This is a genomic window from Kitasatospora brasiliensis (genome assembly GCF_032654805.1).
Lineage (GTDB): Bacteria > Actinomycetota > Actinomycetes > Streptomycetales > Streptomycetaceae > Kitasatospora > Kitasatospora brasiliensis.
Window position 1 is genome coordinate 701,402 of record NZ_JAUOOW010000004.1, and the last position, 13,925, is coordinate 715,326.

Here is a 13,925-nt window from a genome sequence, read left to right on the forward strand (position 1 = left end):
GCACGGATGATCGGAGGGACGCATGAGCTGGTCAGTGGGACAAGTCTCCGGCTTCGCCGGAGTCACGATCCGGACCCTGCACCACTATGACCGGTCCGGGCTGCTCTCGCCCAGTGAGCGCAGCCCGGCCGGCTACCGGCTCTACAACGGCGCGGACCTCGCCAGGCTCCAACAGGTGCTCTTCTACCGGGAGCTCGGCTTCCCGCTCGACGAGATCGCCGACATCCTGGCGGACCCGCAGGCCAACGCGCTCGACCACCTGCTGGCGAGACGACAGGCCCTCACCGAGCAGATCACCCGGTTGCAGAAGCTGGTCGACGTCGCCGAACGGGCCATCGAGGTCCAGCGCACCGGGGTCGAGCTGACCCCGGAGGAACGCTTCGAGGTCTTCGGGGACGTCGTCTTCGACCTCAGCTACGCCGCCGACGCCCACCTCAAGTGGGGTGATCGGGACAGCCACCAGGAGGCGCTGGCCCGCGCCGCCTCCCACTCCAAGGAGGACTGGCAACGGCTGATGGCGGAGGCCGCCGAGTGGCGCGGCCGGCTGCTGGAGGCCTTCGACGAGGGGCTGCCGGTCGATCACCGGGCGGTGCTGGAACTCGCCGAGCAGCACCGGCGGCACATCGCCCGGTGGTTCACGCCCTGCCCGCCGGAGATGCACTGCCGGATCGCCGACGACTACGAGGCGGACGCCAGGGCCTTCGCCCTCGTCGTCCCGCCGGCCGAGCAGCGCCCGGGACTGGCCGGCTACCTCCGCGCCGCGATCGGCGCCAACGCCGAGCGGCACACCGCGAGCGGACCGGAGGTGACCGGATGAGGATCCTCGTCATGGCCGCAGGCTCGCACGGCGACGTCGCCCCCTACACCGGGCTCGGGGCCCACCTGCGCGACGCGGGGCACGAGGTCGCGCTCGCGGCGCCCGAGACCTTCCGTGAGCTGGTGACCGACAGCGGTCTCGACTTCCGGCCGCTCCCGGTCGACCCGCGCGGGGCGGGCACCGGGGGGCCGACCGGCGGGCGATCCGACCTGCTCGCGCGGGCCGCCGCGTTCATCGGGCAGCTGGGCGACGGGCTGGCGGACGCCGCAGCGCCCGGAGCCGACCTGCTCCTGCTGAGCACCACCACCGCGCCGTTGGGCTGGCACCTCGCGGAGGCCATGGGGGTGCCCAGCATGGGGGTCTACCTGCAACCCACCCTGCCGACGAGGGAGTTCCCGCCGGTCGTCGGCGGCGGCCGCTCACTGGGCGGCTGGGGCAACCGGGTGGCCGGGGCGCTCGGCCAGCGGGTCGTCGACCGCCTGCACACCGAGGCCGCACGCCGGTTGCGGTCGCGGCTCGGCCTCCCGGCACTGGCGCAGACGGCCCGTCGGCGGGCCGTGGAGCGGGCGGACTGGCCGGTGCTGCACGGATTCAGCCCGAGCCTGCTGCCACGCCCGGCCGACTGGCGGCCGGGACTGCGGGTGGTCGGCAACTGGTGGCCGCACGTGGCGGACGGCTACCAGCTGCCGTCCGCGGTCGACGACTTCCTGCAGGCTGGGCCGCCGCCGGTGTTCGTCGGCTTCGGCAGTATGGCGGCGGGGCACGGCGAGTGGCTGAGCACCCTGGCGGTGGAGGCCCTGCGGCGGGCCGGCGTCCGGGGCGTGGTGCAGGCCGGCTGGGCCGGGATCGCCGGGGAGGGCGACGACGTGCTGACGGTCGGCGAACTGCCGCACGCCCGGCTGTTCCCGCGCATGGCAGCGGTCGTGCACCACGCGGGTGCGGGTACGGCTGCCGCCGCGCTGCGCGCGGGAGTGCCGAGCGTCCCCGTCCCGGTGACGGCGGACCAGCCCTTCTGGGCCGACCGGCTCACCAGGCTCGGAGCCGCCACCGCCCCGGTCCGGTTCGCCGACCTGACCGCTGACCGGCTGGCGGAGGCCATCCGTCAGGCCGTCGCGGAGCAGCGGCTGCGGGAGCGGGCGGAGGAGTCGGCCCGCGCGATGGCGAAGGAGGACGGCGTGGGGCGGGTCGCGGAGGCGGTGGTGGCGTTGGGCGGATAGGGGAGACGGGGCGGACCGCCGGGGGCCTCAGGCCAGGGGGGCGGGCTCGGCGGTCTGGACCGGCTCGGCAGGCCCGGTGGTTCCGGCGGTCTCGCGGGTCAGGGATCCGGTCCGTTCCGCTCAGGCCCGCAGGCCGTGGCGCTTGGTGTACACGAGGTGGAACAGGAGCAGCGGTACGACGATCACCGGCCAGCTCAGGTTCATCGCCGCCGGGGCGGCATCGATGGGCAGGAGGTACGCGAAGGCCAACTGGGCAAGGGCGTTGAGCAGGCTGGCCGCGCCCCAGACCACGGTGAGCACCCGGACGCCGTGACGGAACGCGGCGTCCTGCTCCCAGCGGCCCTCCCAGGCGCGCAGCCCGTCCTCGCCGGCCTTGGCCCGTACGAAGGAGCGGAAGACGACCATCAGGGCCGGGCGGCCGTAGGCGACCGAGGCCAACAACCAGATTCCGACGAGTCCGCCGAGCATGCCGGTCCAGGCCTCGCGGATCAGCAGGGTCCGGGGGTCTCCGGTGAGGGCGGAGAGCGCCAGGCCGAGCACGATCATGCTGAGGACCAGCAGGGCCAGGAAGTCGACGCGGCGGGTCCGGACCAGCCGTGCCACCACGGTGACGGCAGGTACGGCGGCGGACCAGAGCAGCGACCACCACTGGTCCACGCCCGCCGTGCGCAGCCCGTAGTAGACGGCGAGCGGCAGGCCGAGGTCGATCAGCAGGGGTAATAGGGCGGCGGCGCGGCGCGGGGCGGCGTGGAGGGTCACTTCGCCTCCTCGTTCCTGGTCGCGAGGGTGAACAGGGTGACCAGCTCGCGCCCGTAGGCGCGGGCGTCGAAGTCGTCCCCGGCGGACAGCCGGTTGGCGGCCGCATCGATCGAGGCGCGGATCGCGGTGGCCATCGCCTCGGCGTCGAACGGCCGGAAGTCTCCGCTGAGCTGCCCGTTGCGCAGGTGCTCGACCAGCAGCGCCACCGGGGTGTCGAAGCTCGCCGAGCTGACCAGCGGACTGCCGTCCTCCCTACGGGCGTTGGCGAGGACGTCCACCAGGGCCCGCACCTCGACGGGGTGCTCCGCCAGGAACTCCAGGTTCGCCTCGATGTAGGCGGCCAGCTGTGCGGCGGGTTCGGGGCGGGCCTGGATGCGCGGCCGCATGAAGGCCTGGGCCGCCTCCTGGACGGTGCCGACGAGGGCTCGGAAGAGGTCCTCCTTGTCCTCGAAGTGGTACGAGATCAGCCGGACGCTGGAGAGCTTCGCCCGCTTGGCGATCTGCGCGAACGAGGCCCGGGCGTAGCCGAGTTCGGCGACCGTCTCGATGGTGGCCGCGACGATCTGGGTGCGTCGGGCATCGGTGGTGAGGCTCCGGCCGGAGCTGTGGCCGGCCGGAGCGGGGTCAGGATTTACTCGCATGAGTAAAAATTAACACGGATCGGCAAACTTCGAGTGTGAAGCGCCGTGGCCGGTGCCGACGGACCTCAGGGCGCCCGGGCGATCAGGACCGGCTGGAAGAAGCCGGTGTCGGCGGGCTGCTCCCAGCGGATGCCGGCCAAGCCCGCCTCGGTGGCGAAGGCGCTCAACTGGCCCCGGGTGAGCGCCCAGGAGGTGGAGCGACGGACCGCGACCCGCCACTGCCCGGTGTCGTCCGGCAGGAGCCGGAAGAGCTCCAGGTCGTACCGTTCGCCGTCCTCGTGCCACTGCCAGAGCTGGAAGATGACGGACCGTCGTCCCCCGTGCTCGGCGGTCTGCGGCGCCGTGGAGGCGGGGCGGTCGCGGCGCAGTTCGTCGTACGGGCGGGTGGTGACCAGCAGCAGTCCGCCCGGGTGCAGGACCCGCCGCATCTCGCCGAGCGCGGTGCGGCCGTCCCACCTCGGCGGGGCGGTCGCCGAGGTGCGTGCGGATCAGGGCGTCCAACGCCGCGCCCTGGCGGGCGAGGGGGGCGTTCCAGTCGGGGTAGAGGAGGTGGTAGTCGTCGGTGAAATCGTCGTAGAAGCGACCGAGGTCGGACTGGCTCATGGCGGCAGGTCTCCACGGGGTCGTCGGTGGGAACGGCGCAGGGGCGGCAGGGCAACCGAGCCCGGAGGTGTGGGGCCGGGCCGTTCGCCACGGCGCCATCCTGGACCGGCCGCCCCGGTGCGGAGCACCGGTTTTCGGGGCCATCGCAGGGGGCCGGGACATGGCACGGGTGCCGGAGGAGACATCCGCCGGCCCTGCGGTACCGTCGCCGCCATGACGCGGGCATGCGCACCTTCGAAGAGCTGATCGCCGAGGCCGAGTCCGCGCCGGTGGACGGCGACCTGGTCGGCAGTCGGCACCCGGTGCGGGCCTGGTGGACGGAGATCGCCCGGGTGCTGCGCCCTGGCGGCACCTACCTTCGCCCAGCACGTGGGCCCGGCGTCCGGCTTCGAGCTGGTCGAGTACCTCCTCGGCCCCCAGCCGCAGGCGCGGGAGGGCCGTCGCCCCCGAGCGGGAGGGTGCCGAGGCGCGGGCGGCCGGGCTGGAGGTGGTGGACCCGCGCTCCGAGCGGCTGAGGATGGAGTTCCGCGACATCGGCGCGGTGGTGTACTTGCTGCGCAAGATGATCTGGATGGTCCCGGGCTTCACCGTGGCCGGGTACCGAGACCGGTTGCGTGAGCTGGACGCGCTGATCCGCGACGAGGGCCCTTTCGTCCCCCACTCGGCGCGCTTCCTGATCGAGGCCCGCAAGCCGTAGCCGACAGGCAGGCGGTGATCGCCGCAGCGCCGCCCGCCCGCCGGGAGGGGGCCGGTGGGCGGGCGGGCGGCGGACCTCAGGACTGTGCGACCAGCTCCAGGTACGCGTCGTGCCAGAGGTCCTCGTCGCCGTCCGGCAGGAGCAGCACGCGGTCCGGTCGCAGGGCCTCGATGGCGCCCGGGTCGTGGGTGACCATCACGATCGCGCCCGGGTAGGTGCCGACCGCCGCCAGGACCTCCGCGCGGGAGGCGGGGTCGAGGTTGTTGGTCGGCTCGTCCAGCAGGAGGACGTTGGCACCGGAGTGCACCAGGGCGGCCAGGGCGAGCCGGGTCTTCTCGCCGCCGGAGAGCACGCCGGCCGGTTTGTCGGCGTCGTCGCCCCGGAAGAGGAACGCGCCGAGCACGTGCCGCAGTTCGCCGTCGGTGAGGGCGGGGGCGGCCTGGGCGAGGTTGTCGCGCACGCTGAGCGCCGGGTCGAGGGTGTCGTGCTCCTGGGCGAAGTAGCCGAGCCGCAGTCCGGTGCCGGGCACCACGCGGCCGGAGTCCGGGGTCTCCCGGCCGGCCAGGATGCGCAGCAGGGTGGTCTTGCCGGCTCCGTTCAGGCCGAGTACGACCAGCCGGCTGCCGCGGTCCACGGCCAGGTCCAGGCCGGTCAGGACGGGTCGGCCGGCGTAGGACTTGGCGAGGCTGATCGCACCGAGCGGCATCCGGCCGCAGGGGGCGGGCTCGGGCAACCGGATGCGGGCGGTGCGTTCGGCCTGCCGGACGGGTTCCAGCTCGGCGAGCATCCGGTCGGCCCGGCGGGCCATACTGCGGGCGCTGGTCGCGGTGGCGACGTTGGCCCGCATCCGGTCGGCCTGCGCGTGCAGCGCGGAGGCCTTGCGCTCGGCGTTGGCCCGCTCCCGGGTGCGGCGGCGCTCGTCGGCGGCGCGCTGGGTCAGGTAGGCCTGCCAGCCGGTGTTGTGGACGTCGATCGCGGCGCGCTGGGGGTCCAGGTGGAAGACCCGGTTGACGGTCTCCGCGAGCAGCCCGAGGTCGTGGCTGATCAGCACCAGTCCGCCCTGGTGGGTGGCGAGGAAGCCGCGCAGCCAGGTGACGGAGTCGGCGTCCAGGTGGTTGGTGGGTTCGTCCAGCAGCAGGGTGCCGTGGTCGGCGAACAGGATGCGGGCCAGTTCGACCCGGCGGCGCTGGCCGCCGGAGAGGGTGCCGACGGGGGAGTCCATCACCCGGGTGGGCAGGCCGAGTCCGGCGGCGACCCGGGCCGCCTCGGCCTCGGCGGCGTAGCCGCCCCGGGATTGGAATCCGGCCTCGGCCCGCACGTAGGCGTCCATCGTCCGGCGCTCCTCGGCGGGCGACCCGGCGCGGGCCATCGCGCTCTCGGCGGCGCGCAGGGCGCGGACGGCGGTGTCCAGGCCGCGGGCGGACAGGATGCGGTCGGTGACGCTGACCGAGGGGTCGGCGGCGCGGGAGTCCTGCGGGAGGTAGCCGACGGCCCCGGTCCGGGTGACCGTGCCGGCGGCGGGCGCCAGCTGCCCGGCCAGGGTGGCGAGCAGGGTGGTCTTGCCGGCGCCGTTGCGGCCGACCAGGCCGATCCGGTCGCCGGGGGCGATGTGCAGGGTGACGTCGGACAGCAGTAGACGGGCGCCGACGCGCACGTCGACACCACGGGTGGTGATCATGGGATAACGCTCCGAAATGGCTAACGGACACACGGGTGGCGTGGGAGTGAGTCCGTCGGCTAGGAAATTCGGGGCGTAGACATGTGGGGCAGGCTATCGGCCGGGCGGAAGGGGCGCATCCGAATTACGGGGCGCATCCGAATCGCGGGGCGCATCCGAATCGCGGGGCGCGTCCGAGTCGAGGGATGCCTTCGCCTTGCGGGGCGCGCGGGCGACTTGTCGTGGCCATGCCTTATTCGCTTCCATGTCGGCATGCGCCGACGCGACCTCGTACTCCTGACCGATCACAGTTCGACTGAGGGCAGCCGACAGGTGCTGGCCGCCGCCGCGCGGATGCTGACCGGCCGGGAGCCCGTGCAGCTGGACGCCCGGCACTTCATGACCGGCGGCAGCGGCCTGGTCGAGCCCGACGACGCGGGCGGGATCCGACTGATGGCCGACGACCGGGCCGTGAGCGCCGACACGGTGATCGTCTACGAGGTCCCACCGCACCGGCGCCGCGCGTTCGCGGACTGCCAGCGGCGGCTGCGCGGGTGCGCTGCCCGCTCGCTGGGCAGTGACGCCGAGGCCTGGCGGGCGGCCACCGAGAAGGACGCCACCCTCGCCCGCTTCGTCCGCGACGGCGTGCCGCACATGCCCGGCACCGTGTTCTCCCGGCCGAGCCCGGAGGCCGCCGCCGAGGCCTTCGCGGAACTCGGCGGCGACGTCTGGGCCCGACCCCGGATCGGGACGGGCGGTGACGACGTCTTCCACGTCACCACCCGCACCCGGCTCGCCGCCGCCGCGCGGCACTACGCGCGGGCCGGGGCGGACTGGCTGATCACCCGAGACGCCCGCAACGTCCTCCCGGACGGGCGCCGCCACCAGTACCGGGTGGTGGTCCTGCACGGGAGCGTGGTCAGGGTGGTCGAACACGTCCAGGCGGATCCGGACAGGCCCTGCGGCGAGCGCCGGGGCGCCGTCTCCAGGCCGCTGGACTACGGCGAACTGCCGGAGGGGCTCGCGCGGTCGGCCGTCGCGGCGGCCGCGTCCCTGGGGCTCGACCTCGTCGGCGTGGACCTCGCCGCCGAGAGCGGCGGGGTGGTCCTCGGGGTCGACGTCCACCCCGCCTTCGGCCTGCGCGACCTGGAGCAGGTGGCCCTGCCGTACGTCGCCGCACACCTCACCGACTGATGCCCGGTCGCGACCGCCGAACCGCCCCGAGGGCTCAGCTCCGCAGCACCACCCTGAGCACCGACGGCCGGAACAGCAGCGACGGCGGCGCCACCAGCGACATCACCTCGTGGAACGCCTCGGTGACGGCCGTGTCCTGGGTGCTCGCGGCCAGCACCTTGTCGAAGAAGCGGTGCTGGAGCCCGATCAGGGCGCCGGAGGGCGCGCCGGTGGTGGCGCCGAAGCGGGCGTCCTCGGCGCAGGAGATCATCCACGGCATCTTGGACGCCGCGGCGACGGCACTGCGCGCGGCCCGCGCCATGGCGTGCCCGATGCCGCCGTGCCGCTTCGCGGTGCGGCGCAGCTCCCGGGCGCAGAACAGCGCGACGGTGACGCCCTGCCCGTACACCGGGTTGAAGGTGCTCGCGGCGTCGCCGACCACCACCAGGCCGTCCGGGCTGCTGCGCTCGTAGTGCCGGCGCACACCCGGGCCGGGCAGGAAGCCCCGCACCTCGCCCGCCGGTTCGGCGCCCCGCAGCACGTCCCGCAGCATCGGATCGCGCAGCAGGCCCAGGTGCTCGGTGAATCCCTCCTCGCCGCTCGCCGGTTCGGCGCCGCGCATCCCGGCGAGGCTGACGATCCAGCGGTCGCCCTCGACCGGCAGCAGCACGCCCATCCGCCGCGCGTCCGGCGCCTTGGTCTGGAGGTAGACGGCCCTGTCGCCGAGGTCGGAGCCGGCGGGCTGGTGGAAGATCCGGGAGGCGTACGCGACGCCCGCGTCCACCCGCTCCTCGGGCACCGGCGGGCAGCCCAGCTCGGCGAGCCACTTCGGCAGCGAGGTCGAGCGGCCCGCCGCGTCCACCACCAACTCGGCGGGTATCTCCCGGACTTCGCGGCGCTCCCGGCCGCGCTCGCGGACCTTCACTCCGGTCACCGCCGTCGCCGAGCCGAGCAGCCCGACCACGTCCGTCCCCTCCAGGATCTCGATCGTGGGATCGGTGCGGACCCGGTTCAGGACGCGGGCGTCCAGCACCGGCCGGGTGCAGGAGAGGAAGCTCATCCGCGCCGGGTACTCGGCCAGCCACCCGGCGGAGCAGAGCCACTTGACGTCCGAGGCGGCCACCCGCCGCGCGCCCGCGTCCGCCAGCTCCTGCCGGATGCCGGGCATCATCTCCTCCAGCAGCCGGTGCCCGGCCTCCAGGACCAGGTGGGCGTGCCGCCCCTGCGGCACCCCGGCCCGGAACTCGGTCCCCGCCGGGTACCGGTCCCGCTCCACCACGACGATCCGCTCGGCGAACCCGCGCAGCGCCCACGCGGCCGCCATCCCCGCGAGCCCGCCACCGACCACCACCGCTGTACCCCGCCCCGGGGTGCTCTCCGAAGAAGTCATGGAACGCAGCGTAGTGGCGCAATCGCCTCTCCGTGATGGCCTCCTCACGATTGCCACATCGCGTACGAAAACCCCCGCGCGGCAGGGTCGTTGGCGCCCGGCGGGACACACCCGGGCGGTCCCCGAGGGAGACGGGCGGGGGACCGGTGGGAGACGGGTGGGGGACCGGCGAGGGCCCCGGCGAGGGCTCCGGTCGTACGGGTACTAGACTCGGCCGGGTTGTGCTGGCGCCATCTCCGGTGCGTGAGCGCGCGAGGGCGAGGAGGTGAGAGCCGTGGAGTGCAGTAGTACGGGCCGAAGTCGGCCCCGCCCCCGGTTGTCCCGCACCACTCGCGGCCCCCGGCACACCTCCTCCCGTACGGCTCCCGCGCGACACTGACCTCGTCCTCCCGACGAGGCGCCGCCGGTCGCGCCGTGCGCGTGGCGGCCGGCCGGGCGCCTCCGGCCCGCCCTGTTCCCCGTGGCGGCCGGGCATCCACCGTGGAGGTCCCCGCCATGTCCGACTGGCGTGTGCGCGCCGTGCGCGCGAGCAAGCGTCCGTTCTCCCGTCCCGTCGTCCGGCCCGCGGACACCGGTCCGGCGCCCGAGCATTCGATGGACCCCCGCCCGGACCAGCCCATCGAGCCGGTGACGCTGGAACGTTCCGTCGTGGACGCGGCGGTCTACCGGGACGGCCGCCGGATAGAGGCGCCCACCGACCTCGCCGAGATCTACCGCAAGCTGCCCGACCGGCCCGGCACCATGGCGTGGATCGGCCTGTTCCGCCCGGCCGAGGCGCAGCTGCTGGAGGCCGCCGACCGGTTCGACCTGCACGAGCTGGCCGTCGAGGACGCCATCGTCGCCCACCAGCGGCCGAAGCTGGAGCGCTACGGCGACACCCTGTTCGTGGTGCTGCGCGCCGCCCGCTACCTGGACGAGGCGGAGGAGGTCGACTTCGGTGAGATCCACCTCTTCGTCGGCCCCGACTTCGTGCTCACCGTCCGCCACTCCCAGGCCCCCGACCTCTCCGCGGTGCGCCGCCGCCTGGAGGGCGACCCGGAGCTGCTGGCACTCGGCCCGGAGGCGGTGCTGTACGCGGTGCTGGACGCCGTGGTGGACGGCTACGCGCCGGTGATCGCCGGCCTCCAGCACGACATCGACGAGATCGAGACCGAGGTTTTCGGCGGGGACCCGCAGGTCTCCCGCCGCATCTACGAGTTGTCCCGCGAGGTGATCGAGCTCCAGCGGGCCACCCGCCCGCTGCTGGAGATCATGAAGAGCCTGGAGGCGGGCTTCGGCAAGTACGGCACCGACGACGAGCTCCAGCGCTATCTGCGCGACGTCGCCGACCACGCCACCTACGCGGCCGAGCGGGTGGACGGCTTCCGGCAGATGCTCCAGAACATCCTGACCGTCAACGCGACGCTGGTCTCGCAGCGGCAGAACGAGGAGATGAAGCAGCTCGCCGAGGCCGGGCACGCGCAGAACGACGAGATCAAGAAGATCTCCTCCTGGGCGGCCATCCTCTTCGCGCCAACGCTCATCGGCACGGTGTACGGGATGAACTTCGAGATCATGCCGGAGCTCAAGTGGGCCTTCGGTTACCCGTTCGCGATCGGGTTGATGGCGCTGGTCTGTACCGGGCTGTACCTGGTGTTCAAGAAGCGGGACTGGCTCTGACCCTCTCCGGTCAGCCGTAGTACTCCGCCTCCGGGTCCGCCTGGCGCCGGTACTCGACGTGCAGCCGGACGACGCCGTCCGGTCCGGCCAGGCGGGCGAGCGGGCCGTGGCCGGCCGGCAGCGGGCGGGGCTGCGGCCACTGCTGGGCGAGGACGGCCAGTGCGGTGCCGTCCGCGCCGCGCACCAGCCAGGTGGCGCGGCCGCCGCCGATCAACGGGAGCCGGGGCCGGGGGAGTCCGAGCGCGGCGAGGGCCGCCGGGAGGTCCAGGCCGTCGGGGAGGTCGACGGTCGCGGCGTGCGGGGCGTCGGCGTCGTCGCCGGCCGCCACGCTGTCCCGGGTGAGGAGGATGCGCATGACGGGAGGATAGGCCGTTCACGGGAGTGCGCCGAAGGGTGATGGCCCCTCGCCCGTTGACGTGAGCCGCGGATCCTCACCCGTGTGCCGGATTGACAAGGGTCATTGCCGTAGCGGCAAATGACAGGCATGGCCGACGAAGAGTTCGAGAACGTCCTCACCACGGTGGGTCCGAGGCTGCGGGCACTGCGCCGGGAGCGCGGCACCACGCTCGCCAAACTGGCCGCCACCACCGGCATTTCGCTCAGCACGCTGTCCCGGCTGGAGTCCGGGCAGCGCAAGCCGACCCTGGAGCTGCTGCTGCCGCTGGCCCGGGAGTACCGGGTGCCGCTGGACGAACTGGTCGGCGCCCCGGCCACCGGAGACCCGCGGATCCACCCGCGCCCGGTGACCAGGAACGGCCAGACCATCGTCCCGCTCACCCGCCACCTGGGCGGGCTGCACGCCTACAAGCACATCGTGCCGCCGGGCCGCAACGCCGGGCCGGAGCTGGAGCCGAAGGTCCACGAGGGCTACGAGTGGCTGTACGTGCTGTCCGGACGGCTGCGGCTGGTGCTCGGCACCCACGACCTGGTGCTGACGGCCGGTGAGGCCGCCGAGTTCGACACCCGCACCCCACACGCCTTCGGCAACGCCGGCCCGCAGCCGGTGGAGTTCCTCAGCCTGTTCGGTCCGCAGGGCGAGCGCATCCACGTCAGGGCGCGCCCGGGAACCTCTGTTCGGTAGGTTCGTTCCAGACAGGGGGTCCTCGATCCGGCTCCCGTCGGGCCGTCGGGAGGGGCCGAGGAAATGAGTGTGCAGCACAGCACGGAGTCCGGCGAGAGCGGTGGCGCCGGAGAGCGCGCGGAGGCGGCCGTGGGCACCGTCGTCCCCGAGGCCGCCTCGGGGAGAGCGGACCAGGAGGCGGGTGGGAAGTCGGAGCGGCTGCGCAAGAAGCGCCCGTTCTGGCAGGAGCTGCCGATCCTGCTGGTGATCGCGTTGCTGCTCTCGCTCGGCATCAAGACCTTCTTCGTGCAGGCCTTCTCCATTCCCTCCGGTTCGATGGAGCAGACCCTCGCGATCGGCGACCGGGTCCTGGTCGACAAGTTCACCCCGTGGTTCGGCGCCAAGCCCGAGCGCGGTGAGGTGGTGGTCTTCCGCGACCCGGGCGGCTGGCTGGAGGGTACGCCGACGGCCTCCGGCGACTCCGGCATGGGCGCCGTCCAGAAGGTGCTCAGCACCGTCGGCCTGATGCCCTCGGCGGACGAGAAGGACCTGATCAAGCGGGTGATCGCGGTCGGCGGCGACACCGTCGACTGCGAGGCGGGCGCGCCGCTGAAGGTGAACGGCGTCGCGCTGGACGAGCCGTACCTGTTCCCCGGTGCGACGCCCTGCGACAACGACCCGGTCGGCACCGTCACCGTGCCCAAGGGCAAGCTGTGGGTGATGGGCGACCACCGCAACAACTCGCGGGACTCCCGCTGGCACCACAACGAGACCGGCGACGGCTTCGTGCCGGTGGACAACGTGGTCGGCCGGGCCTTCGTGGTCGCCTGGCCGCTGTCCGACTGGTCGACGCTGCCGGTCCCGGACACCTTCGACCGGGTGCCGGCCGGGGCGGCCGGCGCGCCGTTCGAGGTGCCGCCGGCGCCGGAGGCGGCCGGGCTGGCCGGGATCGTGCCGCTCGCGCTGTGGCAGCGGCGGCGGTCGGCGCGCGGGGCTTCGGTGCGCGAGGACTCGGTGCGCCGCGGGGACTCGGTGGGCGAGGCCTCGGCGCGGAAGGACGACTGAAGCCCGCTCACGCCGCCCGGGCCGAACGTCCCCGGTGGAATTGCCCCGTCGAACTCCTCCCGCCGATCTCTACACGCCTGTAGAGTCCGGGTGGTGAGCTGCACCCGGGCCGCCCGGCCGCCCCGAGCGGGTGGCCGGGCGGCCTGGTCCGGGTCGGGAGGCGGAGCCGTGATGGAGAGTCAGTGCAGTCCCGAGGGCGCCGCAGGGCCGGCCGGGGCGGAACCGGCGGACCGGGACGTCCAGTGGGTGTACCAGCCGGTCGAGGTCGACCTCGGGGACGGCACCTGGGCGCTCGGCCGGATCAGCGCCTGGTGGCAGGACGCGAGCGGGCAGCGCTGGTGCCGACTGCGGATCGGCCGCGGCGGGCAGTCGGCGCGCTGGCAGCGGTTCGACCCCTCGCGGGTGCTGCTGCTGCCGCTCTCCGGGCTCTGAGCGCACCGGTCGGAAGCCCTCGGCGGAACCGTTCGGTGAGCCCCCGTCGTCCCTGGGAGCGACCGCTGACAGGCCACTTAGCTACCGGGGACGACGTGACTTCGGAGATCTACTTCAGCAACAACTACCGCGACCTGTGCGAGCAGCACGGCACCGGCGCGGGCTTCCAGTTCGAGTTCTCCTGCTCCCGCTGCTCGGACACCTGGCGTTCGGCGTTCGAGCCGTTCCGGACCGGTCAGATGGCCGGCTGGATAGGCAAGGGCGTCAGCGCGGCCTGGAACCTCATCGGCGGCAACGCCAACACCATCAGCAACGCCGCCGACGGGCTGGCCGGCCAGACCTGGGGCACCTCGCGGGACGCCGCCTTCCAACGGGCCATCACCAACGCCCAGTCCCACTTCAACCGCTGCGCCCGGTGCACCCACTACGTCTGCGGCCGCTGCTTCGACCCCGCCCAGGGCCTGTGCCACACCTGCGCGCCGGACACCGCGGCCGAGGCGGTGGCGGCGCAGCACCGCGGCCTCAACGACACGGTCACCGAACGCGCCTACAAGGCCGGGCAGCAGTCCGGCGCCGAGTTCGACGTGAACGCGCCGCGCCAGCTGGTCTGCCCGCAGTGCCGCACCGAGACGCACGGCACGCCGTTCTGCCCGGGCTGCGGCTTCCGGCTGGCGCAGCCCGTCCAGTGCGCCGGCTGCCACAAGGACGTGCCCGACGGCGCCGCGTTCTGCCCGTCCTGCGGGACGAGGCGCTGA

General features: G+C 73.8%; 14 protein-coding genes and 1 pseudogene. 9 read left to right on the top strand and 6 right to left on the bottom strand.

Annotated elements, in window-relative coordinates:
• The first annotated feature begins 22 nt into the window (after positions 1 to 22).
• Positions 23 to 817 (top strand): MerR family transcriptional regulator, encoded by a 795-nt coding sequence (locus QWJ13_RS19380; RefSeq protein WP_316525922.1) that lies wholly within the window; start codon positions 23 to 25, stop codon positions 815 to 817.
• A complete protein-coding gene (locus tag QWJ13_RS19385; RefSeq protein WP_316525923.1) occupies positions 814 to 2,034 on the top strand; it encodes a glycosyltransferase in 1,221 nt (406 codons plus the stop codon). Before QWJ13_RS19380 ends, QWJ13_RS19385 begins: the two co-directional genes overlap by 4 nt.
• Positions 2,035 to 2,154: 120 nt before the next feature.
• On the opposite strand, the gene QWJ13_RS19390 is transcribed toward QWJ13_RS19385, so the two are convergent.
• From QWJ13_RS19390 to QWJ13_RS19400, 3 genes are all read right to left on the bottom strand, one after another.
• The gene (locus QWJ13_RS19390) at positions 2,155 to 2,793 is read right to left on the bottom strand and encodes a VC0807 family protein (RefSeq protein ID WP_316525925.1); all 639 of its coding nucleotides are present in this window, start codon (positions 2,791 to 2,793) and stop codon (positions 2,155 to 2,157) included.
• On the bottom strand, positions 2,790 to 3,434 hold the full coding sequence (locus QWJ13_RS19395; protein ID WP_316525926.1) for a TetR/AcrR family transcriptional regulator: 645 nt from the start codon (positions 3,432 to 3,434) through the stop codon (positions 2,790 to 2,792). The genes QWJ13_RS19390 and QWJ13_RS19395 overlap by 4 nt, the downstream gene beginning before the upstream one ends.
• A 65-nt stretch (positions 3,435 to 3,499) precedes the next feature.
• Positions 3,500 to 3,862, bottom strand: coding sequence for a hypothetical protein (locus QWJ13_RS19400; RefSeq protein ID WP_316525927.1), 363 nt, complete (start codon positions 3,860 to 3,862; stop codon positions 3,500 to 3,502).
• Between the two features lie 447 nt (positions 3,863 to 4,309).
• Between QWJ13_RS19400 and QWJ13_RS19405 the strand changes: the two are divergent.
• Positions 4,310 to 4,734, top strand: a pseudogene (locus QWJ13_RS19405) (SAM-dependent methyltransferase); the annotation flags it as partial.
• A 76-nt stretch (positions 4,735 to 4,810) separates the two neighbouring features.
• Here QWJ13_RS19405 and QWJ13_RS19410 read toward each other — a convergent pair.
• Complete coding sequence (locus tag QWJ13_RS19410; RefSeq protein ID WP_316525928.1) at positions 4,811 to 6,412, bottom strand: ABC-F family ATP-binding cassette domain-containing protein; 1,602 nt, start codon at positions 6,410 to 6,412, stop codon at positions 4,811 to 4,813.
• 252 nt (positions 6,413 to 6,664) lie between these two features.
• Here QWJ13_RS19410 and QWJ13_RS19415 point away from each other — a divergent pair, with 252 nt between their 5' ends.
• A complete protein-coding gene (locus QWJ13_RS19415; protein WP_316525929.1) occupies positions 6,665 to 7,585 on the top strand; it encodes an ATP-grasp domain-containing protein in 921 nt (306 codons plus the stop codon).
• Between the two features lie 34 nt (positions 7,586 to 7,619).
• Here the strand turns inward: QWJ13_RS19415 and QWJ13_RS19420 are convergent, their stop codons facing one another.
• Entirely contained in the window at positions 7,620 to 8,954 is a 1,335-nt protein-coding gene (locus QWJ13_RS19420) for an NAD(P)/FAD-dependent oxidoreductase (RefSeq protein ID WP_316525930.1), read from the bottom strand.
• A gap of 495 nt (positions 8,955 to 9,449) precedes the next feature.
• Here QWJ13_RS19420 and QWJ13_RS19425 point away from each other — a divergent pair, with 495 nt between their 5' ends.
• Positions 9,450 to 10,613, top strand: a complete 1,164-nt coding sequence (locus QWJ13_RS19425) for a magnesium and cobalt transport protein CorA (protein ID WP_316525931.1) — start codon at positions 9,450 to 9,452, stop codon at positions 10,611 to 10,613.
• A gap of 10 nt (positions 10,614 to 10,623) precedes the next feature.
• On the opposite strand, the gene QWJ13_RS19430 is transcribed toward QWJ13_RS19425, so the two are convergent.
• The gene (locus tag QWJ13_RS19430) at positions 10,624 to 10,968 is read right to left on the bottom strand and encodes a hypothetical protein (RefSeq protein ID WP_316525933.1); all 345 of its coding nucleotides are present in this window, start codon (positions 10,966 to 10,968) and stop codon (positions 10,624 to 10,626) included.
• A gap of 129 nt (positions 10,969 to 11,097) precedes the next feature.
• Here QWJ13_RS19430 and QWJ13_RS19435 point away from each other — a divergent pair, with 129 nt between their 5' ends.
• From QWJ13_RS19435 to QWJ13_RS19450, 4 genes are all read left to right on the top strand, one after another.
• Positions 11,098 to 11,694: a helix-turn-helix domain-containing protein gene (locus tag QWJ13_RS19435; protein WP_316525934.1), complete on the top strand. Its 597-nt coding sequence runs from the start codon at positions 11,098 to 11,100 to the stop codon at positions 11,692 to 11,694.
• Positions 11,695 to 11,757: 63 nt separating this feature from the next.
• On the top strand, positions 11,758 to 12,738 hold the full coding sequence (gene lepB / locus QWJ13_RS19440; protein WP_316525935.1) for a signal peptidase I: 981 nt from the start codon (positions 11,758 to 11,760) through the stop codon (positions 12,736 to 12,738).
• A gap of 168 nt (positions 12,739 to 12,906) precedes the next feature.
• Positions 12,907 to 13,170, top strand: coding sequence for a hypothetical protein (locus tag QWJ13_RS19445; RefSeq protein ID WP_316525936.1), 264 nt, complete (start codon positions 12,907 to 12,909; stop codon positions 13,168 to 13,170).
• Positions 13,171 to 13,265: 95 nt separating this feature from the next.
• Complete coding sequence (locus QWJ13_RS19450) at positions 13,266 to 13,925, top strand: double zinc ribbon domain-containing protein (RefSeq protein WP_316525937.1); 660 nt, start codon at positions 13,266 to 13,268, stop codon at positions 13,923 to 13,925.